The 23,753-nt window shown below is 39.3% G+C and carries 27 protein-coding genes; 24 read left to right on the forward strand and 3 right to left on the reverse strand.

Features of this window, described 5'->3' with window-relative positions:
- Nucleotides 1-13: 13 nt before the first annotated feature.
- Nucleotides 14-898, reverse strand: a complete 885-nt coding sequence (locus CD33_RS15425; RefSeq protein ID WP_235863187.1) for a DUF1385 domain-containing protein — start codon at nt 896-898, stop codon at nt 14-16.
- A gap of 183 nt (nt 899-1,081) precedes the next feature.
- Here CD33_RS15425 and CD33_RS15430 point away from each other — a divergent pair, with 183 nt between their 5' ends.
- The 11 genes from CD33_RS15430 to accC all read left to right on the forward strand — a co-directional run bounded on the left by CD33_RS15430 (nt 1,082) and on the right by accC (nt 8,733).
- Entirely contained in the window at nt 1,082-1,534 is a 453-nt protein-coding gene (locus tag CD33_RS15430) for a hypothetical protein (RefSeq protein ID WP_036202003.1), read from the forward strand.
- 34 nt (nt 1,535-1,568) lie between these two features.
- Nucleotides 1,569-1,997 (forward strand): type II 3-dehydroquinate dehydratase, encoded by a 429-nt coding sequence (gene aroQ, locus CD33_RS15435; protein WP_036202006.1) that lies wholly within the window; start codon nt 1,569-1,571, stop codon nt 1,995-1,997.
- A 15-nt stretch (nt 1,998-2,012) separates the two neighbouring features.
- Nucleotides 2,013-3,074 (forward strand): M24 family metallopeptidase, encoded by a 1,062-nt coding sequence (locus CD33_RS15440; RefSeq protein ID WP_036202008.1) that lies wholly within the window; start codon nt 2,013-2,015, stop codon nt 3,072-3,074.
- Nucleotides 3,075-3,089: 15 nt separating this feature from the next.
- On the forward strand, nt 3,090-3,647 hold the full coding sequence (efp, locus tag CD33_RS15445; protein WP_036202010.1) for an elongation factor P: 558 nt from the start codon (nt 3,090-3,092) through the stop codon (nt 3,645-3,647).
- Nucleotides 3,648-3,854: 207 nt separating this feature from the next.
- Nucleotides 3,855-4,061, forward strand: a complete 207-nt coding sequence (locus CD33_RS15450) for a hypothetical protein (protein ID WP_036202013.1) — start codon at nt 3,855-3,857, stop codon at nt 4,059-4,061.
- 9 nt (nt 4,062-4,070) lie between these two features.
- Nucleotides 4,071-4,448: a hypothetical protein gene (locus tag CD33_RS15455; RefSeq protein WP_036202016.1), complete on the forward strand. Its 378-nt coding sequence runs from the start codon at nt 4,071-4,073 to the stop codon at nt 4,446-4,448.
- A 14-nt stretch (nt 4,449-4,462) separates the two neighbouring features.
- Nucleotides 4,463-5,374: a stage III sporulation protein AE gene (locus tag CD33_RS15460; RefSeq protein WP_036202019.1), complete on the forward strand. Its 912-nt coding sequence runs from the start codon at nt 4,463-4,465 to the stop codon at nt 5,372-5,374.
- A gap of 215 nt (nt 5,375-5,589) precedes the next feature.
- Nucleotides 5,590-6,111 (forward strand): SpoIIIAG-related protein, encoded by a 522-nt coding sequence (locus CD33_RS15465; protein WP_156967324.1) that lies wholly within the window; start codon nt 5,590-5,592, stop codon nt 6,109-6,111.
- Complete coding sequence (locus CD33_RS15470) at nt 6,108-6,644, forward strand: SpoIIIAH-like family protein (protein ID WP_036202021.1); 537 nt, start codon at nt 6,108-6,110, stop codon at nt 6,642-6,644. The genes CD33_RS15465 and CD33_RS15470 overlap by 4 nt, the downstream gene beginning before the upstream one ends.
- 185 nt (nt 6,645-6,829) lie before the next feature.
- A complete protein-coding gene (gene accB, locus CD33_RS15475) occupies nt 6,830-7,336 on the forward strand; it encodes an acetyl-CoA carboxylase biotin carboxyl carrier protein (RefSeq protein WP_036202023.1) in 507 nt (168 codons plus the stop codon).
- 14 nt (nt 7,337-7,350) lie between these two features.
- Nucleotides 7,351-8,733 carry an acetyl-CoA carboxylase biotin carboxylase subunit gene (gene accC, locus CD33_RS15480; protein ID WP_036202026.1) on the forward strand — a complete coding sequence of 461 codons (1,383 nt, stop codon included), beginning with the start codon at nt 7,351-7,353 and terminating at the stop codon, nt 8,731-8,733.
- 196 nt (nt 8,734-8,929) lie between these two features.
- On the opposite strand, the gene CD33_RS15485 is transcribed toward accC, so the two are convergent.
- Nucleotides 8,930-9,538, reverse strand: a complete 609-nt coding sequence (locus tag CD33_RS15485; protein ID WP_036202029.1) for a copper amine oxidase N-terminal domain-containing protein — start codon at nt 9,536-9,538, stop codon at nt 8,930-8,932.
- A gap of 286 nt (nt 9,539-9,824) precedes the next feature.
- Between CD33_RS15485 and CD33_RS15490 the strand changes: the two genes are divergently transcribed.
- The 4 genes from CD33_RS15490 (at nt 9,825) to glpK (ending at nt 13,590) form a co-directional block, all read left to right on the forward strand.
- The gene (locus CD33_RS15490) at nt 9,825-10,805 is read left to right on the forward strand and encodes an LLM class flavin-dependent oxidoreductase (RefSeq protein ID WP_084591387.1); all 981 of its coding nucleotides are present in this window, start codon (nt 9,825-9,827) and stop codon (nt 10,803-10,805) included.
- Nucleotides 10,806-10,943: 138 nt separating this feature from the next.
- Entirely contained in the window at nt 10,944-11,348 is a 405-nt protein-coding gene (locus CD33_RS15495; protein WP_036202036.1) for an Asp23/Gls24 family envelope stress response protein, read from the forward strand.
- Nucleotides 11,349-11,488: 140 nt separating this feature from the next.
- Nucleotides 11,489-11,716 (forward strand): small acid-soluble spore protein Tlp, encoded by a 228-nt coding sequence (tlp, locus tag CD33_RS15500; RefSeq protein WP_036202038.1) that lies wholly within the window; start codon nt 11,489-11,491, stop codon nt 11,714-11,716.
- A gap of 380 nt (nt 11,717-12,096) precedes the next feature.
- Nucleotides 12,097-13,590: a glycerol kinase GlpK gene (gene glpK / locus CD33_RS15505; protein ID WP_036202040.1), complete on the forward strand. Its 1,494-nt coding sequence runs from the start codon at nt 12,097-12,099 to the stop codon at nt 13,588-13,590.
- 128 nt (nt 13,591-13,718) lie between these two features.
- Here the strand turns inward: glpK and CD33_RS15510 are convergent, their stop codons facing one another.
- Nucleotides 13,719-14,321 (reverse strand): hypothetical protein, encoded by a 603-nt coding sequence (locus CD33_RS15510; protein ID WP_036202043.1) that lies wholly within the window; start codon nt 14,319-14,321, stop codon nt 13,719-13,721.
- Nucleotides 14,322-14,489: 168 nt separating this feature from the next.
- Between CD33_RS15510 and nusB the strand changes: the two genes are divergently transcribed.
- The 9 genes from nusB to recN all read left to right on the forward strand — a co-directional run bounded on the left by nusB (nt 14,490) and on the right by recN (nt 23,668).
- Complete coding sequence (gene nusB / locus CD33_RS15515; RefSeq protein ID WP_036202047.1) at nt 14,490-14,873, forward strand: transcription antitermination factor NusB; 384 nt, start codon at nt 14,490-14,492, stop codon at nt 14,871-14,873.
- Nucleotides 14,874-14,894: 21 nt separating this feature from the next.
- Complete coding sequence (gene folD / locus CD33_RS15520; RefSeq protein WP_036202049.1) at nt 14,895-15,758, forward strand: bifunctional methylenetetrahydrofolate dehydrogenase/methenyltetrahydrofolate cyclohydrolase FolD; 864 nt, start codon at nt 14,895-14,897, stop codon at nt 15,756-15,758.
- Nucleotides 15,759-15,898: 140 nt separating this feature from the next.
- Nucleotides 15,899-17,251 carry an exodeoxyribonuclease VII large subunit gene (gene xseA, locus CD33_RS15525; protein WP_036202050.1) on the forward strand — a complete coding sequence of 451 codons (1,353 nt, stop codon included), beginning with the start codon at nt 15,899-15,901 and terminating at the stop codon, nt 17,249-17,251.
- Nucleotides 17,252-17,254: 3 nt separating this feature from the next.
- Nucleotides 17,255-17,485 (forward strand): exodeoxyribonuclease VII small subunit, encoded by a 231-nt coding sequence (xseB, locus tag CD33_RS15530; protein ID WP_036202053.1) that lies wholly within the window; start codon nt 17,255-17,257, stop codon nt 17,483-17,485.
- 3 nt (nt 17,486-17,488) lie between these two features.
- A complete protein-coding gene (locus tag CD33_RS15535) occupies nt 17,489-18,373 on the forward strand; it encodes a polyprenyl synthetase family protein (protein ID WP_036202056.1) in 885 nt (294 codons plus the stop codon).
- A 215-nt stretch (nt 18,374-18,588) separates the two neighbouring features.
- Entirely contained in the window at nt 18,589-20,493 is a 1,905-nt protein-coding gene (gene dxs, locus CD33_RS15540; protein WP_036202058.1) for a 1-deoxy-D-xylulose-5-phosphate synthase, read from the forward strand.
- Entirely contained in the window at nt 20,490-21,308 is an 819-nt protein-coding gene (locus tag CD33_RS15545; RefSeq protein WP_036202062.1) for a TlyA family RNA methyltransferase, read from the forward strand. The genes dxs and CD33_RS15545 overlap by 4 nt, the downstream gene beginning before the upstream one ends.
- Nucleotides 21,309-21,422: 114 nt before the next feature.
- Nucleotides 21,423-21,872, forward strand: a complete 450-nt coding sequence (gene ahrC / locus CD33_RS15550) for a transcriptional regulator AhrC/ArgR (RefSeq protein WP_036202066.1) — start codon at nt 21,423-21,425, stop codon at nt 21,870-21,872.
- Between the two features lie 101 nt (nt 21,873-21,973).
- Nucleotides 21,974-23,668, forward strand: coding sequence for a DNA repair protein RecN (recN, locus tag CD33_RS15555; protein ID WP_036202068.1), 1,695 nt, complete (start codon nt 21,974-21,976; stop codon nt 23,666-23,668).
- The last annotated feature ends 85 nt before the right edge of the window (nt 23,669-23,753 follow it).

A 23,753-nucleotide genomic window follows, 5' to 3' on the forward strand; every position in this document is an offset into this window, starting at 1 on the left:
AAATGCGTCTATGTTAATCATGATGTAATTTCATGCCAATTTCAGGGTTTTTTTCAACTTCATGCAATTTCTTAAATGAAGCAATTGCCACTTCAACCATTTCATCTTTCGGTTCTTTTGTTGTCAATAGTTGTAGCCATAAACCTGGGTAACCTAAGTATTTTAATACAGGAATGCCACGGAGTGAATTCGTTGCTTGCAGTACTTCAAAAGATATTCCAAGTACTACGGGAATCAACAGAATTCGAATAACAATACGCAACCATAATGGGTCTGTAGGGAAAAAGAAATAAACAAACATCCCTATTACTACTGTAAATAAAATAAAGCTGGAACCACATCGATAATGTAGTCTTGATTGTTTTTGGACATTTTGTACGGTTATATCTAAACCCGCTTCATAGCAATTAATGACTTTATGTTCTGCACCGTGGTATTGGAAAACTCGTTTTATTAACGGGGTCATCGAGATGACATAGAGATAACTTAAAAGCAGTATCAGCTTAAAAAAAGTTTCCAGGAATATTTGAGGGTATTTCCCCGAAATCCAAGGCGAGAATAGTTCAGCCATAAATACCGGCACTAACGTAAAGACAAATTTACCGAACAGGAAGGAAATAACTCCAACAACAGCTACACCCAAAATCATTTGAAGCTTGGACGTCTCTTCTGTATTTTCTTCTTCTGTACCTGGATCCACTTCATAGCGTTCGCTTGAAAATTGCAGATGTTTTGCGCCAAGTCCCGAAGATTCGATTAATGCAATAACTCCCCTTACGAAAGGGATTTTTTTCAGTTTTTGAAAAATAGGTTTTTTCGGTTTTTTTGCATAATAGTATTCAATTGAATCATCATTTCTACGTACTGCTGTTACGGTATGATCCTTACCTCCAAACATGACACCTTCCAGAAGTGCTTGTCCGCCGTATACAGGTGCTTCATTACCCAAGGTTCTACACCACTCTCTCAAAATATAAAACTTATAGCTAATCCATTGTACTAAATTTTCGTCAAAAGCTCTACGTTTACGCATATGAATTTTAGATATTGGCGAAACTTGATTTAAAAAGAGGTGCTGCCCGTGGTTTATTTAGCCATACTAACAAGTTTATTTGCTTCTATTTTTCTAACGATTAGCTTAAAGCTCCTGTCACTTTTCCATTTTATCAAATGGAGCCCGGTAGGCTATGCGAAAAGATTGAATATTTTGGAGTCAAGTCATTGGTCGGTGAAATGGTTTTTTTTACTGATTGCTATTTTTTTAATAACACTATTATTTTATTTTGCTATGCAGTTTGTCGAGATGGTACCGAGTTTTCTGACTTCGCTTATAATTGGTTCCATACTGGCCCTTATTTGTGAATGGGTGATATTTGATTTGCCGGCTGAACTTTCATCGTTTAAAAAACTTTCTATTCCATTTATGGTGACTGTGGTGATTACTGCAAGATTTGTTTTTGAAACCGCCGTTTTCCACTATCGAGCGCATAGTGAACAAAATAAGTTGCCGTATAAGGACTCTGTGGTAAAATAAAAGTGGTAATTTCCGTTAATAGAGGAGTATGTTGATGAAGGTTTTAGTGTTGAATGGACCGAATTTGAATCGCCTGGGCAAACGTGAGCCTGAAATTTATGGAAGTGAAACTTTGGATGATGTGAAGCAAAAATGCATCAGCCTGGCAGCTCAATTTAATGCGACGATTGATTTTAAACAATCCAATCATGAAGGGGTATTGATCGATTGGATACATGAAGCAGAAGATACGGATGTTGAAGGTATTGTTTTCAACCCTGGCGCATACACGCATACGAGTATTGCGCTCAGGGATGCAATTGCTGCTGTGAATGTGCCTGTCATTGAAGTGCACATTTCAAACATACATAAAAGAGAATCGTTTCGACATGAATCGAAGTTAGCGGCAGAATGTGTTGGACAGATAAGCGGTCTTGGAACTTTTGGCTATGAGTTGGCTATAAGGAAGTTCCTGGAACAATGAATGGGGGAGCTTTAGATGATTAAATTGGAAAAGTTACGTAAAGCGTTAGTAGAACAAGATGTTGATGGGTTACTGATTACAAGCGGAGTTAACCGCCGTTATATGACCGGGTTCACTGGGTCTGCTGGCGTTGCCATTGTATCGAAAGATGATGCAGTGTTCATTACGGATTTTCGCTATACAGAACAAGCTAACAAACAAATTCAAAATTTCCGTATTGTTCAACACGAAGGTACTATTTTTCAGGAAGTAGCGAATACAGTAGCCAAAATGGGTATTAAAACATTAGGTTTTGAGAAAGATACATTGACTTATTCGATGTATGAAACTTATAAATCGCTTGTATCAGCAGAATTAGTGCCGATTTCTGGGTTAATTGAAAAAATTCGCTTGATTAAGACCGAACAAGAGATTAATATTATTAAGGTCGCATGTGAGATTGGGGACAATGCATTTTCACATATTTTGGAATTTATTAAGCCGGGTTTAACCGAGCTTGAAGTCTCGAATGAATTAGAATTTTTCATGCGCCGTCTTGGGGCAACTGAATCCTCCTTTGACATTATTGTCGCAAGTGGACTTCGCAGTGCATTGCCGCACGGTGTTGCCACAGACAAGGTGATTGAAAAAGGAGATTTCGTTACACTTGATTTCGGTGCGTTATATAATGGTTATATTTCGGATATCACACGGACGATTGCTGTTGGACAGCCTTCCGAAAAACTTGTTGATATGTACAATGCGGTTTTAGAATCACAATTGCTGGCATTGGAAAAAGTGGGACCGGGTATGACAGGGATAGAAGCGGATCGCTTTGCCCGTGATTATCTGGCATCCAAGGGCTATGGTGAGGCATTTGGACATTCGACAGGACACGGAATCGGGCTTGAAGTACATGAAGGTCCTGCACTTTCTTCAAGATCCAGCTCAGTTTTGGAACCAAATATGGTTGTAACTATTGAACCGGGTGTATATTTGCCTGGAATTGGCGGAGTTCGTATTGAAGATGATATTTTAATCACAGAAACAGGTAATGAAAAATTAACTCATTCTACGAAAGAATTAATTATTTTATAATGGAGGAATACAACTATGATCTCAGTTAATGATTTCCGTACAGGCCTAACAGTGGAAATTGATGGTCAATTATACCGTGTGCTGGATTTCCAACACGTTAAACCGGGGAAAGGTGCTGCATTCGTGCGCTCGAAATTGCGTAACCTTCGAAATGGCAACGTAACAGAAAAAACTTTCCGTGCCGGCGAAAAAGTGGAGAAAGCACAAATCGACAACCGTAAAATGCAATATTTATATGCACAAGGGGATTCCCACGTATTCATGGATATGGAATCATATGAGCAAACTGAACTAGCAGGAGCACAAATTGAAGAAGAATTAAAATACCTTCTTGAAAATATGGAAGTTCATATCCAATCTTATCAAGGCGAAATGTTGGGTGTTGAATTACCGAACACAGTTGTTCTTGAAGTTGCGGAAACTGAACCAGGTATTAAAGGCGATACTGCTTCAGGTGGTACAAAACCAGCAAAAATGCAAACTGGTTTAATGGTAAACGTGCCATTCTTCGTCAATGAAGGCGATAAATTAATCATCAATACTACTGACGGATCATACGTATCCCGTGCTTAAGTAGAAACGAGTTTGATATTTTGGAGTGCAGAAAAGTCAATTTGGCTTTAGTCTGCACTCTTTTTTGTTTTTACGATTAATAATCGGGCGATGTTCATAATAAAGTTATAAAAAAGGTCATCTTCCTATTAGATGACTTTTTTCTTTATCCGTAGGTCTATTTTTTTGAACAAGCTCATATATTGCCTTACACAAGGAGGCGTCGTGATGGAGTTACAGGACGTTTTGCGAGTAGCTGGAGTTGGGCTGATCATTGCACTTCTTCATGTTTTCTTCGAGCAAATCGGCAAAAAGGAATTCTCATTCTTTATATTTTTCATTGCATATCTTTATATTACAGCGGAACTAATACGATTTTTACGGCTTTTCTTCGGCGATATTCTTACATTCTTCCAGTGGCTGAGTTTAAATTAGGTTAAATCTATGACATTTTTAATTTACGCCGTAATCCTAATGCTCCTTTTACTATTCATCAAGGAAACGATCAACAAACTACATGGAATAATTGTCGTTATCTTCTTTTTCGTCCTACTATATTTCTTATTGTCGATGCTCACTATTCCTTTTATAGAGCAGCTCCTTTCATATGTTCAATCAGTGCCTTATGTACCTCAACTTGTGTACTCTGCACTTTTTTATCAACTAGGCTTGTTCTTTCAATCAATTTTTGAAGAAGAGGATTATGAAACATTCGGCCAACTCGTAATGTTCTCAATTCGGATCGTACTGTTATTTTATTGGACTAGCGAACTAGGAAAAATATTGTCAGATTTATCGTCAATTTTAGAAATGCTTCAGTAAGGGGCTACGTGCCAATGCATGAAATACTAAATATCTTTTTAGACCCATTGAAAATTGCTGGACAATCCATCATTTTTATCCTGATTTATACCATCATGTTTTTGATTGTAGAAGCGTTTGTACCGAAATTTAAAAAATGGGCAGATGCATTATTTGTGATTATTCTCGTTTTGACACTTGGAAAAACTGTGGTGGATGCTTTCTCATTGATGGGTGATTTAGTCAATGTTGCTTCCGATTTCTTTTTAGCAATTACACCAATTCTTACATCGCTATTGGTCGTTTTAAATGCTGTTTTTTCCTTTATAGCATGGAGCCCGGTCATTCTCTTTATTTTTGAGATGTTGATTTTACTTTGTAAAAAAATTTTAATTCCCGCCATCACGGTGGCATTGATACTCGATTTTTGTACAAGGTTTATTCAAGATATTTCTTTTTCCAAGGCATCCGACTTAATACGGGGATCAGTTATGACATTGATTACTGCCTCGCTTATAGCGATGGTCACCGTACTTTCTTTTACGGGGGTGGCATTCTTTACAATTGACCAAGCCATCGCGAATCCTATAAAAAAGGTAATCGAGCAAACGGTACCTATTGTCGGCTCACTGATTGTTGAGGGCTTTTCGATATTCCACAAATATCAATCGACAGCAACAACGGTCGTCGGCTTTGGCGCTATGACTGCTTTTTGGGGGGCTTCTTTCTATCCTGCTGGAAAGCTACTTATTCATGCCTTAACATTCAAGTTTATTGCAGCAATAGTTGAACCTTTTACAGGCAGTACCATTAGTGGTTTGTTGGATGATGTGGGCAAGTCGTTATTGCTGCTTTGTGCAGTGGCCATCTTGTTAGGGATTGCCTTTGTCTTTATTTGGTTGATATTGATGATAATCTTGCAGCTAGGGGTGGGGAAAAGCTTTTGATCAAACTAATCGCGATTATTTTAATAGGAAAATGTTTACTACTTTTGGCAGATGAAAAGGACATCCTAGTCTATATAAAACTAGCAACTTTATTAATTTTTTTAACAACAATCTTAGATTTTCTGAAACTCTAAAGCATAGAGTTGGGACTAGCTTCATACAATGTGTTGAAACAGAAAACTTTGTTCAGTAAGGTTGCCATCAGCTAAGAAGGCATGTTCATTTCACGTATAAAGAGTATGGATGATGCTGAACAAAGGAAAGGCCTTTCGGTAAAATGCCGGGGTGTATTTGATAGAAAGGGGGCGCCAAGAGAACGTGAGGTGGAAAATAAGTGGAAAAAACAAAAATTAATCTTTATTCCGATTGCCGTATTAGTGTTCATTGCGTACATTTCTGTTACGTGGAATGAGACAGATGAAGGGCAAAATCAATCTTCTACAGAAGAAGGCAGACTTGAACAAGTACTCGGTCAAATTCAAGGAGTTGGACAAGTAAAGGTATATTTCCATTATGATAACCAAAATCCTAAAGAAAATGACTCGGACAGCTTACTGAATGGATACTTGGGTTCAAGTGACCGGGAAAAATATGTATCAGGATTGCTCGTTGTATCGGAAGGGGCCTCTAACCCAGCTATTAAAAAGCAACTTTTAGAAACTATTAGTAGAGTCATGCAAATGCCTACTCACAGAATTATGATTGTACCTATGGAGAACAAAGGAGATGAACAATGAAAGTTAAAAGAAGAACCGTATGGTTATTAACGCTACTAAGTTTGGCGGCTGTGATTTCAGTTTATTATGTATTTGAACCAAATCGAAATGTGGATTTAACAACAATTTTTACTGATGATACACTCCAGGAAACAACTCTGACGGGTGTAACGGAAGAGGAAATTACAACAACGACTTCAGAAAGTTACTTATTCGATGAAATGCGCATGGAAGTAAGTAACGAACGTGACCAACTAAGAACACAATTGACTGACAAAATTGCATCCGATGACTATACAGCAGAAGAAAAGAGTGCAGCATATAATGAAATGAATGCGTTGATTGCACAAGAATCTTCTGAATCTATGCTGGAAATGCTAATTGAATCGATCGGCTATTCAGATGCGTTAGTTCGCATAAGCGATGATAAAGTGGCAGTCTCAGTACTAACTGATGAGTTATCTTCGGCGCAAGCAAACGAGATTATTTACATCGTAAAATCAGAAATCGAAGATGCACAAGTGACGGTAAACCCAGAATCAAATTACTATTAGTACAATAATAAATTTAATATAGTAGTCGAACTGTTGGCTAGACAGAAATTACGCAGTGCATTCGTTATAGCAACGAAAGCACTGTTTTTTCACGTTTTTCAATAAAAATCTATTTATGTATTTCAAAAAGTATTAAAAAAATATAAAATGGTAATTGTAGTTATTAAAGTACAAGGGGTGTTCTCATGTTTAAAGTACAAGAATTGAGAGAGATAATTAAATTAGTGGACAATTCATCGATTGATGAATTTGTTTATGAAAATGATGGGGCTAAACTTAAACTGAAAAAAAATAATGGTGTTATTACAGAAGTAGTTGTTCCGGCAAAAGAAACTGCTGCAGTTGCACAACAGCCTGCTCCTGTCGCTGCTCCGGTTGTGGCTGAAACACCAAAAGTAGAAGAAGCTAAATCGGAGGAAAAGGCAACACCGGTCAATGTAAATGATTCGTCATTACATAAAATTACTTCGCCGATGGTCGGAACATTCTATCAAGCACCATCACCTGATTCGCCTGTTTATGTAAAAGTTGGCGATAAAGTTGGAGAAGATACAATTGTATGTATTGTTGAAGCGATGAAGCTATTCAATGAAATAGAAGCTGAAATCAAAGGTGAAATTGTTGAAATACTAGTAAAAGATGGTCAATTAGTTGAATACGGTCAACCATTATTCCTAGTGAAACCTGAGTAAGGAGGGCTTCATTCATGAAAAAAGTATTAATTGCAAACCGTGGTGAAATTGCAGTGCGTATCATTCGTGCATGCAAAGAATTAGGAATTGAAACTGTTGCCGTTTATTCCGAAGCAGACAGCAATGCACTTCACGTTAAATTAGCAGATGAAGCTTACTGTATTGGGCCGAAATTATCCAAGGATTCTTATCTTAGTTTCCCGGCTGTTTTAAGCGTCGCCGAAAAAACAGGTGTGGACGGCATTCATCCAGGATATGGCTTCTTGGCTGAAAATGCGGACTTTGCAGAGAGTTGTGAGCAAGCTGGCATTAAATTTATCGGGCCATCATCAGATTCCATCAAGATTATGGGGATTAAGGATGTTGCCCGCAGTACGATGGAAGAAGCGGGTGTTCCATTAGTGCCGGGTACAGGTATCGTGCCGGATATAGAAACAGGTCGTAAATGGGCTAGTGAAATTGGTTACCCGGTAATTATCAAGGCAACTGCTGGCGGGGGCGGTAAAGGAATTCGTGTGGCACGGACAGAAGAGGAATTAGTAAAAGGCATAGAAATTACACAAAAAGAAGCGGCAGCTGCATTTGGTAATCCAGGTGTCTATTTGGAGAAATTCATCGAGTATTTCCGCCACTGTGAAATCCAAGTATTGGCCGATTCATATGGAAATGTTGTGCATCTAGGCGAACGCGACTGTACAGTTCAACGCCGTATGCAAAAGCTGGTTGAGGAAGCGCCTTCACCTGCTCTTTCAGAACAACGCCGTGCTGAAATGGGGGCTGCAGCTGTGAAAGCAGCACAAGCATGCAACTATGAAGGTGCTGGTACAATCGAATTCATATATGACTATCGCGAAGATCGATTCTACTTCATGGAAATGAATACACGGATCCAAGTAGAACATCCTGTAACAGAAATGATTACGGGCGTTGATTTAGTTCAGCAACAGCTTAAAATTGCTTCCGGTGAGGCGCTGCCGTTTGCACAAGAAGATATCAAAATCAATGGATGGGCGATTGAATGCCGCATCAATGCTGAAAATGCCTATAAAAACTTCATGCCTTCAGCGGGTACTGTTGAAACTTATATAACTCCTGGCGGATATGGCGTACGTATCGACTCTGCAGTATATGCCGGCTATACAATACCGCCTTATTACGATTCAATGGTAGCCAAATTGATTGTTCATGCAGATACTCGTGAAGAAGCAATTGCAAAAATGAGTCGGGCGTTAAGTGAATTTGAAGTGGATGGACCAGGAATCCACACGACCATTCCATTCCACCATGCGCTAATGAACAATGAAGTTTTCCAATCAGGGAATTTTAATACTAAGTTCCTCGAAGAAAACGACATTTTAAATGTTTCGAAAAAAGAAGAAGCCACTTCGGTTGAATAGTATGTGGAATACAACAAAATAACTAGTTGCTTCATTATTACCTTCTAACTCTAATGATATGGAGTTAGGAGGCTTTTTATTGTCTTGGAGAAAGGAAAGAGGCAGGGAAATAAGAACAAACCGTCTTCCAATTGTGGAGGACGGTTTTGAAAATACTTTCATTATTGGTATATTATCGTTCTGAACTTAATAAGCATTAGTTTTTATTGGTAATGTAGACCGATTGGCTTGAATTCTTCCATTCAGTTGTAGCGCCCAACGATTCACTAATAAAACGCAATGGCACCATTGTAGTACCTTTATAAATTTCAGCTGAGTTAGTTAATTTTAGATTGATTGTTGCACCCTTATTATGAACATAAGCAGTATTATTTCCAACAGTAAGGACAATTTTTGTTTGATCTTTATATGCCGTCACCATTTTGGTAGTATTGTTGTAATCTAAAGTAGCCCCTAACTCTTCAAATATCGCCCGCATAGGCACCAAAGTTACTCCCTTTTTAACATAAGCACTTGGATTATAATTTTGCAAAATATCATCGATATAGACATCGACTGTGGATAATACAGGTGCAGGTGTACTCACATATTTTGGTTTACTACTACTTGATGATGTTGAGGATGGTTTGCTACTTCCACCATTGTGATAATGATATTCACCAGTTTCATATCCCCATTTAGCACAATTTGTCTTACAAGTGTGACCCCCGTTGCTGTCGGTTCTTCCAGGATGTGCTTCTGCAATTGCTCCTGAAGAAATAACCAAGATAAAAGTAGCTAATAAACCTAAAAGTAGTTTTTTCATTTTTTCCTCCTATTACCAATAATGTCATTAACTATACTTCTTTCTATCGCAAAAGGAAATAAATATTTTAGTAGTGTTTAATTTAACCATTAAATATCGTTGTATAGGTAGGTAATAGAAATTTAGAAGAAAAAATAAATAGCCAAAACATTTCTCTTTCCGGCAACTTGAATATTGACTGCATCCTGATTTATTTTGATTTGTTTTCTTTTAAGCGAGCCAAAATAAATGATTCCTTGCGAAGTTCGTTTTATACTGTGTAGGTATGAGAGGGGGAAACATATTTATGTTGCCAAAATTATCAGTACTTGATTTAGCGCCGGTGCTAGAAGGCAGTACGCCTGCTGAGTCATTTAAAAATAGTAGGGAATTAATTCAAGCTGTAGAAAACTTTGGGTATAACCGTTATTGGGTGGCGGAACACCATAATATGAAGGGAATTGCTAGTTCAGCAACTGCTGTTTTGATAGGGTATTTAGCAGCTAGCACAAAATCCATCCGTGTTGGTTCGGGTGGTATAATGCTGCCGAATCATTCCCCATTAATAGTGGCAGAGCAATTTGGCACGCTTGAATCCATGTATCCTGGACGCATTGATTTAGGATTGGGTAGAGCGCCGGGATCGGATATGTTAACCGCCCGGGCCTTGCGTCGGGATGATCGGGGCGCGTATGAATTTGACCGGCTAGTCGAAGAGTTGAGAGGATATTTTGAAGATGTAGAGCGTCCTGTAGTTGCTGTTCCGGGGATGGGTATGTCGATTCCTGTATGGCTATTAGGTTCAAGCCTTTATAGCGCACAATTAGCGGGTCAATTGGGCTTGCCATATTCATTTGCAAGTCACTTCGCACCGGATTTGTTAGATGATGCACTGAACACCTATAGAAGAAATTTCCGACCATCAAACGTGCTTGATAAGCCATATGCGATGGTGGCAATCAATGCAGTCGTTGCAGATACAGATGAGGAAGCGGAATTTTTGGCTAGCACCTTATTCCAGCAATTTTTGGGCATCATCCAGGGGAAAAGAGGGAAAACTCAACCTCCACGGGACATGGCCGGGCTTTGGACAGAAGATCAAAAGAAAGTTGTTCTTCAACAATTGAAATATACTTACTTCGGCTCACCTCAAAAAGTATTTGACCAATTGGTTGGATTTATGCAACATCGGGAAATGGATGAACTTATGATTAATAGTCCTATATACAGCATCGATGCACGAAAAAAGTCTTATGAATTGCTTTCGAATGTTTGGAAGGAAGTTTAATGAAATTTGGAAATTATAGTGTCCGCTTAAGGCGCTCTGAAGTAAAATGATGTATAATGAATTCAAATAGATGACTTTGTAAGTGCTGTTTTGTTTGTTTCATTAGACAGATTTATGAAGTAAGAGAGGATGAAGAAGATGGCTGAGAAAGTAACAAAAGCTTTCATACAACCAACTCCTTCTGGTAAAGAAGAACTTGGTCAAATAGAAGTGGCTCCGGAAGTAATCGAGGTGATTGCAGGCATCGCGACAACCGAGGTTGATGGTGTTGCTGCAACTAGAGGTAATTTTGCTTCAGGCGTAGCTGAACGTTTTGGTAAAAAAGTGCACTCCAAGGGTGTCAAAGCTATCATTACCGAAGAAGGACAAATTGTCATCGACGTATTTTGTTCGGTGAAATATGGGTTTTCAATACCAAAGGTAGCAAGGGAAGTCCAAACTGTAATTAGACAAGCTATACTGAACATGACTTCGATTGACACGAACGAAGTGAACGTTCATATTACGGCTATCCAATTCGAACAGACAAAAGATATAGAGTAGTTAAATAAATGCCACAGAGGGATGAAAAGAACCTTTGTGGTATTTTTTTGCCTCAAAATAAATGGAAATGAAAAACGTATAAACATTCAAATTGATACCAAACTAAATCAGAATTTGAATTTTAGAGGAGGCTTTTTCATATGTCAAAATATCACAAACCAAATCCAGACGACAGATCCGATAATGTTGAAAAGTTGCAAGCTATTGTACACAATACTTTAGAAAATATTGAAGCAGCAGAAGAAACCCTTGCTTTTTCGGGGCAGGAAGAAAAGGCTAAAATCCAAGCGAAAAATAAACGTCGCAAAGAGGCAGTAGAAGGGTTACGGGAAGAAATTAAAGATGAAGCTTCAGATAGGAAGCAATAGGCATTTGTTGATTTTCTCGGATTAATTTCATGAGTGCTTGTGTTGGGTAAATAAGTGTGAAGATTATCTAGAATGTGCAAATTAGTATTCAAATAACAATGGTCTTTGAGTGTAGACAAAGTCGTAATTGACTTTGTCTACACGTTTTTTAGGTTGTCCCTTGGAATAACGATACAAGTGGGCAGTATAGTGAAGTGCCGAATAGAACTGATGGGCGAACGAGATAACCAACGAGGGATGGAAGCCTTTGTCAACAATCTGGGAGCATGTCAAATATGACATCCTTTTTTTAGGTTTATTATCCTTTGTTTTTGTCAATCTATTAATAATAATAGAATGTATAGTAAACCAATACATAATCCAACATGGAGGGGAAGTTGATGGAACAGTATATTTTATCCTTGGATCAAGGAACGACATCTTCAAGAGCCATTCTCTTTAATAAAGAAGGAAAGGTGGAACATATTTCACAAAGGGAATTTAAACAATACTTCCCACATGCTGGCTGGGTGGAACATAATGCGAATGAAATTTGGAGTTCCATTCTTTCCGTCATTGCAACTGTTTTAACAGAAAAAAATATTCGTTCCGAGCAAATCTCAGGCATTGGGATAACAAATCAACGGGAAACAACCGTCGTTTGGGATAAGACCACTGGAGAACCAATCTATCATGCGATTGTCTGGCAGTCACGCCAAACTGCCGAACTATGCCATGAATTAAACGAAGCTGGTTATGGGGATATATTCCGCGAAAAAACGGGCCTACTGATCGATCCCTATTTTTCGGGTACCAAAGTGAAATGGATTCTTGAGAATGTTGAAGGGGCAAAAGAAAAGAGCGAGAAGGGGGAATTGCTATTCGGGACCATTGATACTTGGATTATTTGGAAACTGACAGAAGGCAACGTTCATGTCACCGACTACTCAAATGCCTCACGAACGCTGATGTATAATATCCATGAATTAAAGTGGGACGAAGAGCTGTTGGAGATTCTGGGCATTCCGAAATCGATGTTGCCGGAGGTTAAACCTTCGTCGGAAGTTTATGGGTATGTCTCGAAGAAGCATTTCTTCGGAACAGAAGTCCCAATAGCTGGAATTGCAGGGGACCAACAAGCAGCTCTATTTGGTCAAGCATGTTTTGAATCCGGTATGGTAAAAAATACTTATGGCACAGGGTGCTTTATGTTGATGAATACAGGAGAAAAAGCGGTGCGCTCCCATCACGGATTACTCACAACCATCGCTTGGGGTATCGACGGCAAAGTGGAGTATGCCCTAGAAGGAAGTATTTTTGTTGCAGGTTCTGCCATCCAGTGGTTACGTGACGGCTTAAGGATGCTTCGGCATTCTTCCGAGAGCGAGCAATATGCTCAAAGAGTGACAAGCAGTGAAGGTGTCTACGTCGTTCCGGCATTTGTTGGTCTTGGTACCCCGTATTGGGATAGCGAGGTCCGTGGTGCTGTCTTTGGATTAACACGTGGTACTTCAAAGGAACATTTTATCCGGGCAACCTTGGAGTCATTGGCTTATCAAACGAAAGATGTACTCAGTGCAATGGAGGCGGACTCGGAAATTTCGCTTAAATCACTGCGGGTTGATGGAGGAGTGGTGAAAAATAATTTCCTTATGCAATTCCAGTCAGATATCTTGGATGTTCCGGTTGAGCGTCCGGCGATCAATGAGACAACCGCATTGGGGGCAGCTTATTTAGCGGGTCTAGCAGTAGGGTATTGGAAAAGCAAAGAAGAGATTAGCAAGTACTGGGATCTCGACGGGAAATTTGAGCCGAAAATGGAAGGGGAAATAAGAGATAATCTATATGGTGGATGGCAAAATGCAGTAAAAGCCGCACAAACTTTTAAAAAGTGATTCAAGGAAGATATCTCAATTTTAGGTTTAATGGTTGGAAAAAAGCGTCATCTAAATGGATGGCGCTTTTTTCTGAAAATCTACTTTAGCAAATATCTATGGCAGACATTAAAAGTAATATGTAATAGTTAGATATCCATCGCTTTGAAGGAATAAATGAGACTTAGCCTTTGCACACCTCTGGCAGCATCAATCGCATCGGTAGAGTGCAGCTCGAAAGCTTCCTTATCCTTGTTCTCCGCTGCTATCATCGCCATGATTGCTACGGCCATCCACTCTTTATCGAATTTATAGCTTTTTGCACTTTGTATATTCCCTGTTTTTACATTGATTACTGCTTTCGTATAGCTCATAAAAGGTTCTTTTCCAATTTTTTCTGCCGCACTCCATGCTTCGGCAAAATTATCGGAGAGTAGTTCCCGTAACGCAGAATAATAATAATGGATATGAGGCTGTTTATATTTTTGTATTATTTTATCAAGGGCTAAAATTTGTTCTTCCAACGAACCAAAGCCTTGGGTATAGACATATTGATAGATAGGTTCCTTTTTCTTGGAAATGATGAACTTCTCAACCTTTTTCATATTGGTTGAACGATACACAACATAGAGAAATTCACCCATAATCCATAGAGATATGAACATAAGTAGTACTACTGCCAACATAAGAGGAAGCTTGAAAATGGCAATTAAAGCTCCGACCATTAATGCACTCACATACTGTTTCCACATATTAAAACACCTCATTTCTACTCTATCGTAAGCAAATCAGCCTTTAGGGTCAATAGAATGCAAATTGGATAATGATAAATTTTTTAGGTCGAATTGATTGAAGCGCTGTTCGAAAAGCTAAAATATGTTATTATAAAAACTAATGTTACCAATGAAGGAGATTTATACATGAAACGACATGATGCGCGCGAAAAAGCAGTGCAAGTACTGTTTCAGTTAGATAATACAGATCTAACATTACAGGAAGCAATTGGCCACGTACTGAACGAAGAGGAATCAGATACATTTTTTGAAAAGTTAGTACACGGCGTTACAGAAAACTTGGAAGAAATTGATGAACAGCTTACGCAAAACCTGGAAAACTGGTCATTGGGCCGTTTGCCTAAAATAGAAAGAACCGTATTAAGAATTGCTTTATATGAATTGAAATATATGCAAGATACTCCGAACCGTGTCGTTTTGAACGAAGCAATTGAACTCTGCAAAACATTCGGTGACGAAAAATCGAGTAAATTTGTAAATGGTGTACTATCTAAATTCACACAACAATAGTCGTTTGAAAGGATGTAGCAAATGTCAAATGCAATGATTATCAATGGAAAAGAAATTGGGCAAGAAATCCGTCAATCCGTAGCCGAACAAGTATCCAAGTTGAAAAATCAGGGTGTTACCCCTGGTTTGGCCGTAATTTTGGTTGGCGACAATCCTGCTTCACAAACCTATGTAAGAAATAAACAAAAATCTTGTGAAGCGATCGGAATCTATTCTGAATTGATTAAACTACCGAAAGAAGTTTCGGAAGACGAATTGCTTGCACAAATTCGATTTCTGAATAATAGCGAGAGTATTCATGGAATTTTGGTTCAATTACCGTTACCTGAACACATTAATGAAGATAAAGTCATTGCGACAATTTCTCCTGAAAAAGATGTTGACGGCTTTTCTCCTGTTAGTGTGGGGAAAATGATGCTTGGACAAGAAACGTACTTACCATGCACTCCATTTGGCGTAATGAAATTACTTGAATACGCAAAAGTCGACATTGCTGGAAAACATGCGGTTATCGTCGGAAGAAGCCATATTGTCGGTAAGCCGATGGGCCAACTGCTTCTCCAAAAAGATGCTACTGTTACATATACACATTCAAAAACACCCGACCTACCATCCATCACAAAACAAGCAGATATCATTGTGGCAGCTGTCGGCCGACCTAATTTTATTACAAAAGAACATGTTAAGCCTGGTGCAGTTGTAATCGACGTTGGAATCAATCGCGACGAAAACAATAAATTGATAGGCGATGTCGATTTTGCCGAAGTAGAGCAAGTTGCATCACATATCACACCTGTTCCTGGCGGAGTGGGGCCGATGACAATCACAATGCTGCTCTACAACACTGTACAGTCTGCACGGAAGACACTATTGCAGGACAAATAGTCTAAAAACATGTAGAATATAAAAAGAAGCTGTTTTTCTAAAGAGAAACAGCTTTTCTATTGAAGAAAATCGGATTCACCTTCTTGGTGAAATCGCAAATTTCTGAATGAATTTAATCTTCCAATGAAGGAGCCGTACATATGACAACGTCTTCTTATTTAACCGTAAAAGCGCTAACGAAATATATCAAAAGAAAATTTGATGCTGACCCACATTTACGTGAAGTTTATGTAAAGGGTGAGCTTTCCAATGTCAAAATACATAGTTCAGGCCATATTTACTTTACCTTGAAGGAGACGGACGCAAGGATTAATGCGGCCATGTTCCGGACGCAAGCAAGTAAGCTGAAGTTCAAACCCGAAGAAGGAATGCAGGTTTTTATTCGTGGTGAGGTATCTGTCTATGAATCCTCCGGGAATTACCAACTCTATGCCCATACGATGGAACCGGATGGAGTAGGCGGGTTGTTTGTTGCCTTCAACCAGCTAAAGGAGCAGCTCCAAAAAGAGGGGTTATTTAATCCCAAGTTTAAACAGACGATACCGAAATTTCCTAAAACGGTCGGCGTACTTACGGCAGTAACAGGGGCGGCTATCCGAGATATTTGCACGACTATTTCAAGACGTTACCCATTGGCGGAAATTGTCATTTATCCAACGATTGTTCAAGGTAACAATGCAGCACCTAATATTGTCGAAAATATTCGGCTAGCGAACAAACAACAACTATGCGACGTCTTAATAGTAGGACGTGGTGGAGGGTCGATCGAGGATTTATGGGCTTTCAACGAAGAAGTTGTCGCAAGGGCGATTTTTGAAAGCCGCATCCCCATTATAAGTGCGGTTGGACACGAAACAGACACGACAATAGCCGATTTTGCAGCTGATCTTCGTGCACCAACACCAACAGCTGCAGCGGAGTTGGCCGTGCCCAATCAACATGAATTAATGCAGCAATTGTTGCGCAGCAGGTCTTTGCTGCACCAGATGACTTCCCAAAGATTACAGTATGAGAGACAACGTTTGAATAAAGTTCAAGGTGCTTATCCATTAGCAACACCTGAACGACTTTATCGTCCTTTTACAGAGAAGGTCATCCAATTGGATATGCAGTTAGGTAGAGCATCCCAAGTGTATTTAATGAAAAAATCAAATGAGCTGCAAAAGCTCGTGACGGCCATCAAGCTGCATTCACCGCAGTATGCCATTCAATCGAATCATAAGCAAATCGAACAAATGACGAGAATGCTTTCGCGTTCCATTATATCTCTCATAGACAAAAAGAAAGATCTGTATCTGTCAAACATACGTACCCTGGAGGCATTAAATCCCCTATCCATTATGACAAGAGGATATAGTGTCGCGTATAAGGGTGAACAAGTGGTAAATTCAATTGCAAAGATAACAAAAGATGATGAAATTATGATTCATTTCCATGATGGAAAAGCACAAGCGAAAATTTTAAATACGCTTGAACAAAAGGGAGGCGAATAATACATGGAGAAGCAACAACCATTTGCAGAGGCAATGTCGGAGCTAGAGGAAATTGTGCGTAAATTGGAGCTTGGTGATGTGCCACTGGAAGAAGCGATTGATTTGTACAAAAAAGGTATGGAATTATCCCATTATTGCCATCAAAAGCTTTCGAATGCGGAGAACCAGTTAATATCCATCGTGAATGACCAAGGTGAAAAGCAACCATTTCAACCTGTGAACGGAGAGGATTAATGTATGTCAAAACAGTTGCAACAATTTATTGATGACAATTTACCTAAAATAGAAGAAGAGCTATATGATCTGGTTGAACGAATAAAAGCTCCAGAGACATTAACAGAATCCATGCTCTATTCATTAAAAGCAGGAGGAAAAAGAATTCGGCCGCTTTTTGTAGTAGCAGTGTGCGATTTGTTTCATAATAAGCAACATGAAGCTCTTACGGTTGGGGCTGCAGTGGAAATGATTCATACATATTCTCTTATTCATGATGATCTGCCGAGTATGGATAATGATGATATGAGACGTGGGAAACCAACGAACCACGTGGTGTTCGGGGAAGCGTTAGCAACACTTGCAGGAGATGCACTAAATACTTTAAGTTTCGGGGTGCTTGCGAGACTTGAAAACGTGGAACCCCTTAAAAAAGTGGAGTTAATTAATATGTTGAGTATTGCCTCAGGCGCAGAAGGTATGGTTGGCGGCCAGGTATTAGATATTGATGGGGAAAACCGTCGTTTAAATCTATCGGAGCTTGAGGAAGTCCATATTAACAAAACCGGTGCAATACTGAGATTTAGCATTGAATCCGGTGCCGTTCTGTCGGATGCTACGAAAGAGGAGCGAGACGCTTTGGCCGAATATGCACATCATATTGGCCTTGCGTTCCAGATTCAAGATGACATATTGGATATCGTCGGAACAAGTGAAGAGCTTGGCAAAACGGCGGGAAAAGATGTTGAAAGCCATAAGAGCACATATCCAGCACTTTTGACGCTTGAAGGAGCAAATGCAAAACTGGAAGAGCATTTTAGCTTAGCCGTTTCAGCACTTGCCAAAATCAGGAAGGATACGTCGTTATTGGAAGAATTTGCTAGGTATATTGTGAAAAGAACCAACTAATTCAAAGGAAATTCTTTTGAATCGGAGTTTTCACTGTTATAATAGTAAATACGTTTTTCTTATTTATGTTTGGCACCGGCGGCTAACTTTTTGGAAGATTTTGCTTCCATCCACGCATGGAAATCATGCTGGGAAAAATTCGAAGGTTCCATTATTGGAGCTTGGCGAGTCGCTTGCGTTTCTTAGAATAATTATGATGAAAAGGTGTGTGAGAGATGGATTTAACTAAAATTACTGGTCCATCCTTTTTAAAGAATATGACGAATAAAGAGCTGGAGACGTTAAGTCGTCAAATCCGCTCGTTCCTTATTGAGAAATGTTCGGTGACAGGGGGACATATAGGTCCGAACCTTGGTGTAGTTGAATTAACAATTGCATTGCATAAAGCTTTTAACAGTCCCAAAGATAAATTATTATGGGATGTTGGACATCAAGCCTATGTTCATAAAATCTTAACGGGCCGTGCCGATCAGTTCGATACATTGCGTCAATATAAAGGGCTTAGCGGGTTTCCAAAACGATTAGAAAGTGAGCACGATGAATGGGAAACTGGCCATAGTTCGACTTCACTTTCAGCAGCTATGGGGATGGCCATTGCGCGTGATATTAAAAAGGAAACAAATTATGTCATCCCGGTTATCGGGGACGGTGCACTAACAGGCGGAATGGCGCTGGAGGCACTGAATCATATAGGCCACGAAAAAAAGAACATGATTGTCATACTGAATGATAATGAGATGTCGATTGCACCAAATGTTGGCGCACTCCACAGCATTTTAGGGCGTCTGCGAACAGCCAAAGAGTATTCCAAAGCCAAAGAAGAATTGGAAGTTCTTATGAAGAAGATTCCAGTGCTGGGCGGAAAAGTTGCAAGTACAGCCGAACGTGTAAAAGATAGTTTGAAATATCTTGTTGTCTCGGGTGTGTTTTTCGAAGAAATGGGCTTTAAATATCTAGGTCCAATCGATGGCCATGATTTTGAAGCATTGGATAAAACATTGGAGTATGCAAAAAAAGTCAAAGGCCCTGTTATTGTTCATGTCATTACAAAGAAGGGCAAGGGTTATAAACCAGCAGAAGAAGATACGGTAGGTACGTGGCACGGAACAGGCCCTTACAAAATGGAAACAGGCGACTTTGTCAAATCAAAGGTAACGGGACCCGGATGGAGTAATCTAATTTCTGATTCTGTCCGCAAGCTGATGGTCAATGAAGAGAGAATTGTTGCCATTACGCCGGCAATGCCAGTCGGATCGAAGATGGAAGGGATACAACGAGAGTTCCCGAATCGTTTCTTTGATGTCGGGATTGCTGAACAGCATGCAACAACAATGGCAGCAGGAATTGCCACTCAAGGAATGAAACCGTACTTAGCAATCTATTCCACTTTCCTGCAGCGTGCATATGATCAAGTGCTACATGATATTGCCAGACCTAACTTAAATGTTGTAATTGGAATCGATCGCTCAGGGTTGGTCGGAGCTGATGGTGAGACACACCAGGGTGTTTTCGATATTTCATTCTTGCGTCATTTACCGAACATGGTATTAATGATGCCCAAGGATGAAAATGAAGGTCAACATATGGTGAAAACAGCGTTTGAGTATAACGATGGTCCAATAGCTCTGCGTTACCCGCGCGGCAATGGTCTGGGTGTTCCTATGGATGAAGAGATGAAAACCATTCCAATCGGCAGCTGGGAAGTCCTAAAGGATGGAAGAGATGCATGTATCCTGACATTTGGCACAACAATCCCTATGGCCATGGAGGCAGCAGCACAGTTGGCTGTGTTGGGAATCGATGTGAAAATCGTCAACGCACGTTTTATAAAACCGCTTGATGAGGACATGCTGCATGAATTATTTGCCAAAAAAATGCCGATTCTAACTATCGAAGAAGCAATGCTGCAAGGCGGTTTTGGCAGTGCAGTGCTGGAATTTGCTAGCGAAAACAATTACTATGATGTTAAAGTTGATCGTATGGGAATACCTGACCAGTTTATTGAACAAGGAAGCGTTGATCAGCTTTTAGAGGAGATTCATCTTACAAAAGAAGAAGCAATTGCCCGAATCGAGCAATTGGTCAAAAGTGATAAAGTAATAGGAACTAAATTAGTATGACAAAACAGATGAAAGAACGAGTGGACATTTTGCTTGTCGAAAGAGGACTATGTGAAACTCGGGAAAAAGCAAAACGCTCGATAATGGCGGGACTTGTTTATTCAAATGAAACAAGGATCGATAAAGCGGGCGAGAAAATTTCAATTGATGCACCTCTGCAAATTAAAGGATCGCAGTTGAAATATGTCAGCCGTGGCGGTCTTAAACTGGAGAAAGCCTTAGAAATATTTGATATGTCGGTTTCGGGCAAATTGATGTTGGATATTGGCTCTTCAACAGGAGGTTTTACTGATTGCGCCTTGCAAAATGGAGCAAAGCACTGTTATGCTCTTGACGTAGGATCCAACCAATTGGCATGGAAAATCCGCTCCGATGAACGAGTGACAGTTATGGAAAAAACAAATTTTCGATACTCGAAACCCGAGGACTTTACAGAGGGCTTACCTGAATTTGCTTCCATTGATGTATCTTTTATTTCACTTTCGCTTATCTTGCCTGTCTTGAAAACAATTCTCGTACCAGGTGGAGACGTGATGGCGTTGGTTAAGCCACAGTTTGAAGCAGGTCGAGAGAACGTGGGGAAAAAGGGGATTGTACGAGATCCAAAAGTACATTTAGATGTACTTGAAGAAACCGCAAGTATGGCGACAAAAGCTGGTTTCATTGTTAAGGATGCTTCTTATTCTCCTATTACCGGTGGCGAAGGGAATATCGAGTTTTTGTTCCATTTAGTAAACCCAAAAGAAGGTCAAGAAATTGTGCCCTTCACGAACTTCAAGGAAGTAGTGGACCTTGCTCATAGTGAATTAAATTGAATTGATCAGCTAGAAGTGGATGGCCCTGGAATAGGGACTGTCCACTTTTTCTTGTGGTTTTTTAGGCGAAATGTTAGTATAAATATACATTAATATTCATAAGAGGTGAACGGTATGAACAAAGGTCAACGCCATATGCGCATTCGGGAAATTGTAACAAATAATGAAATAGAAACACAGGATGATTTGGTAGATCGATTAAAACAAGCTGGGTATAATGTAACACAAGCGACGGTTTCGCGAGATATAAAAGAATTGCATCTGGTAAAGGTGCCGCTGCAGGATGGTCGATATAAATACAGTTTACCTGCAGATCAACGATTTAACCCTCTGCAAAAATTGCAAAGAGCGTTAGCGGACTCGTTTGTCAGTATTGATGGGGTAGCCCACTTTTTAATGTTGAAGTCACTGCCCGGAAACGGAAATGCGATAGCTGTGTTGATCGACCATTTAGAATGGGAAGAAATATTGGGAACACTATCTGGCGATGATACCATCTTAATCATTTGTCGCCGTGAAGAAGACCGTGAAATGATTAAAGAGCGTATAATTGGTTTAATTTGATCCATGAACCAAAGTCACTTAAAACTCTTACGCATAATCATTTATGCATGAAATAATTCTCATGTACATAGCATAAACCAAATTCTAGAGGTGATGTATGTTTGTTAAAAGAACTAAGTATTCGCAACTTCGCAATCATTGATGATTTAACAGTGGACTTTTCTGAAGGACTGACAGTTTTGACAGGTGAGACCGGTGCGGGGAAATCCATCATTATTGACGCTGTTCATCTGCTGGCGGGTGGACGAGCATCACTCGAATTTATCAGGCATGGTGCCAAGAAAGCCGAGTTAACGGGTTTATTTATGATCCTAAATGAAAAACATCCTATTTATGAGAAGCTTCAGGAATATGGAATTGAATGTGAGGAAGAAATGATTATTCTTCATAGGGATATTAACGAGAATGGAAAGAGTGTATGTCGTGTAAACGGGAAATTGGTCACACTTTCAATCCTTCGGGAAATTGGCTCAACTTTAATTGACATTCATGGGCAACATGAGAGCCAGGAACTAATGGATGAGAAAAGACATATCTATTTACTGGATCATTTTGCACATTCCGAGCTAGCGCCATTAAAAGAAAAATACACTGAAAAATATCAGGAATACAAAGAATTCAAGCGTGAAATTGCATCCATCAATATAGATGAACAACGACTTGCTCAAAGAATTGATCTATATCTGTTCCAAATTAATGAGCTTGAGGAAGCAAACCTCATAATCGGTGAAGAAGAACAATTGGTTGAAGAACGCAGACGATTATCAAATTTCCATAAAATTTTTGAAAGAGCCAATATTGCCTATGAATCGATATCCGGTGAATTAAAAGGCCTGGATAATATCGGTGATGCAATGAATGCGCTGGAGGATATTGTTGAGTTGGATGAACAATTCAAGGAATCCTCCGAAACGGTTAGTTCGGCATTTTATTCATTACAAGATGCAGCTTATCAAATAAAAAATGTGCTTGATGATCTTGAATTTGATGCAGAACGGTTAAATGAGGTGGAACATCGTTTAGCTCAATATCAGACGATGAAAAGAAAATACGGAAATACAGTCGAGGAAATATTGAATTATCTTGAAAAAATCCAGGATGAATTAATACAACTGCAAAATCGTGATGAAACGATTCAAAATTACGAGAAGAAATTAGGTAAGATGGAAAAAGAACTGGACCAGCTTGCACTTTCACTGACAAAAGTTAGAAAACAAAGTGCACTAAAATTAAGTGAAGCAATCATGGTGCAATTGCGTGATTTACATATGGAAAAAGCGAAATTTCTTGTTAATTTTGAAACCTTACATAGTTTTGATTCCAATGGGAAAGACTATGTATCATTCTATATATCAACAAATGTCGGCGAACCACCTAAATCATTGCCGAAAATTGCTTCAGGTGGAGAGTTATCCCGTATTATGTTGGCATTAAAAACGATGTTTTCTTCATCCAACGGCATCACTTCCATTATTTTCGATGAAGTTGATACAGGAGTCAGTGGACGGGTTGCACAGGCGATTGCTGAAAAAATCGCAGCAATCTCAATCTCCTCGCAAGTACTGTGTATTTCCCACTTGCCACAAGTTGCGGCAATGGCAGATCAGCATTATTTAATCCGTAAGCAAGTGGAACAAAATAGAACTTATACCACGGTTTCCAATATCAATCTACAGAATCGTGTCGAAGAGATTAGTCGGATGATGAGCGGTTCAGAAATAACCGATCTCACATTGCAACATGCTTCCGAACTTTTGAAACTTGCCACTGTAAGAAAAGAAGAAATGAAAAATTAATCGTTTAAATGCAATTGTTTTTTTATTGTTTGAAAATATTTGTCATGTAGTTGAAGGAGTAGTTATAACAAGCTACTCCTTTATT

This window comes from Ureibacillus sinduriensis BLB-1 = JCM 15800 (assembly GCF_000772955.1).
GTDB classification, from domain to species: Bacteria; Bacillota; Bacilli; order Bacillales_A; family Planococcaceae; genus Ureibacillus; species Ureibacillus sinduriensis.

Excerpts from the sequence above, each read along its gene's own strand:
- CD33_RS15495 (WP_036202036.1), top strand. The coding sequence starts at position 10,944 with ATGGCTGAGAAAGTAACAAAAGCTTTCATACAACCAACTCCTTCTGGT.
- CD33_RS15510 (WP_036202043.1), bottom strand. The coding sequence starts at position 14,321 with ATGTGGAAACAGTATGTGAGTGCATTAATGGTCGGAGCTTTAATTGCC.
- xseB (WP_036202053.1), top strand. The coding sequence starts at position 17,255 with ATGGAGAAGCAACAACCATTTGCAGAGGCAATGTCGGAGCTAGAGGAA.
- CD33_RS15490 (WP_084591387.1), top strand. The coding sequence starts at position 9,825 with ATGTTGCCAAAATTATCAGTACTTGATTTAGCGCCGGTGCTAGAAGGC.
- CD33_RS15455 (WP_036202016.1), top strand. The coding sequence starts at position 4,071 with ATGACATTTTTAATTTACGCCGTAATCCTAATGCTCCTTTTACTATTC.
- CD33_RS15465 (WP_156967324.1), top strand. The coding sequence starts at position 5,590 with ATGTTCATTTCACGTATAAAGAGTATGGATGATGCTGAACAAAGGAAA.
- nusB (WP_036202047.1), top strand. The coding sequence starts at position 14,490 with ATGAAACGACATGATGCGCGCGAAAAAGCAGTGCAAGTACTGTTTCAG.
- CD33_RS15450 (WP_036202013.1), top strand. The coding sequence starts at position 3,855 with ATGGAGTTACAGGACGTTTTGCGAGTAGCTGGAGTTGGGCTGATCATT.
- CD33_RS15545 (WP_036202062.1), top strand. The coding sequence starts at position 20,490 with ATGACAAAACAGATGAAAGAACGAGTGGACATTTTGCTTGTCGAAAGA.
- CD33_RS15425 (WP_235863187.1), bottom strand. The coding sequence starts at position 898 with ATGTTTGGAGGTAAGGATCATACCGTAACAGCAGTACGTAGAAATGAT.
- glpK (WP_036202040.1), top strand. The coding sequence starts at position 12,097 with ATGGAACAGTATATTTTATCCTTGGATCAAGGAACGACATCTTCAAGA.
- ahrC (WP_036202066.1), top strand. The coding sequence starts at position 21,423 with ATGAACAAAGGTCAACGCCATATGCGCATTCGGGAAATTGTAACAAAT.
- CD33_RS15460 (WP_036202019.1), top strand. The coding sequence starts at position 4,463 with ATGCATGAAATACTAAATATCTTTTTAGACCCATTGAAAATTGCTGGA.
- xseA (WP_036202050.1), top strand. The coding sequence starts at position 15,899 with ATGACAACGTCTTCTTATTTAACCGTAAAAGCGCTAACGAAATATATC.
- dxs (WP_036202058.1), top strand. The coding sequence starts at position 18,589 with ATGGATTTAACTAAAATTACTGGTCCATCCTTTTTAAAGAATATGACG.
- CD33_RS15535 (WP_036202056.1), top strand. The coding sequence starts at position 17,489 with ATGTCAAAACAGTTGCAACAATTTATTGATGACAATTTACCTAAAATA.
- CD33_RS15470 (WP_036202021.1), top strand. The coding sequence starts at position 6,108 with ATGAAAGTTAAAAGAAGAACCGTATGGTTATTAACGCTACTAAGTTTG.
- accC (WP_036202026.1), top strand. The coding sequence starts at position 7,351 with ATGAAAAAAGTATTAATTGCAAACCGTGGTGAAATTGCAGTGCGTATC.
- CD33_RS15485 (WP_036202029.1), bottom strand. The coding sequence starts at position 9,538 with ATGAAAAAACTACTTTTAGGTTTATTAGCTACTTTTATCTTGGTTATT.
- tlp (WP_036202038.1), top strand. The coding sequence starts at position 11,489 with ATGTCAAAATATCACAAACCAAATCCAGACGACAGATCCGATAATGTT.
- folD (WP_036202049.1), top strand. The coding sequence starts at position 14,895 with ATGTCAAATGCAATGATTATCAATGGAAAAGAAATTGGGCAAGAAATC.
- aroQ (WP_036202006.1), top strand. The coding sequence starts at position 1,569 with ATGAAGGTTTTAGTGTTGAATGGACCGAATTTGAATCGCCTGGGCAAA.
- accB (WP_036202023.1), top strand. The coding sequence starts at position 6,830 with ATGTTTAAAGTACAAGAATTGAGAGAGATAATTAAATTAGTGGACAAT.
- CD33_RS15440 (WP_036202008.1), top strand. The coding sequence starts at position 2,013 with ATGATTAAATTGGAAAAGTTACGTAAAGCGTTAGTAGAACAAGATGTT.
- efp (WP_036202010.1), top strand. The coding sequence starts at position 3,090 with ATGATCTCAGTTAATGATTTCCGTACAGGCCTAACAGTGGAAATTGAT.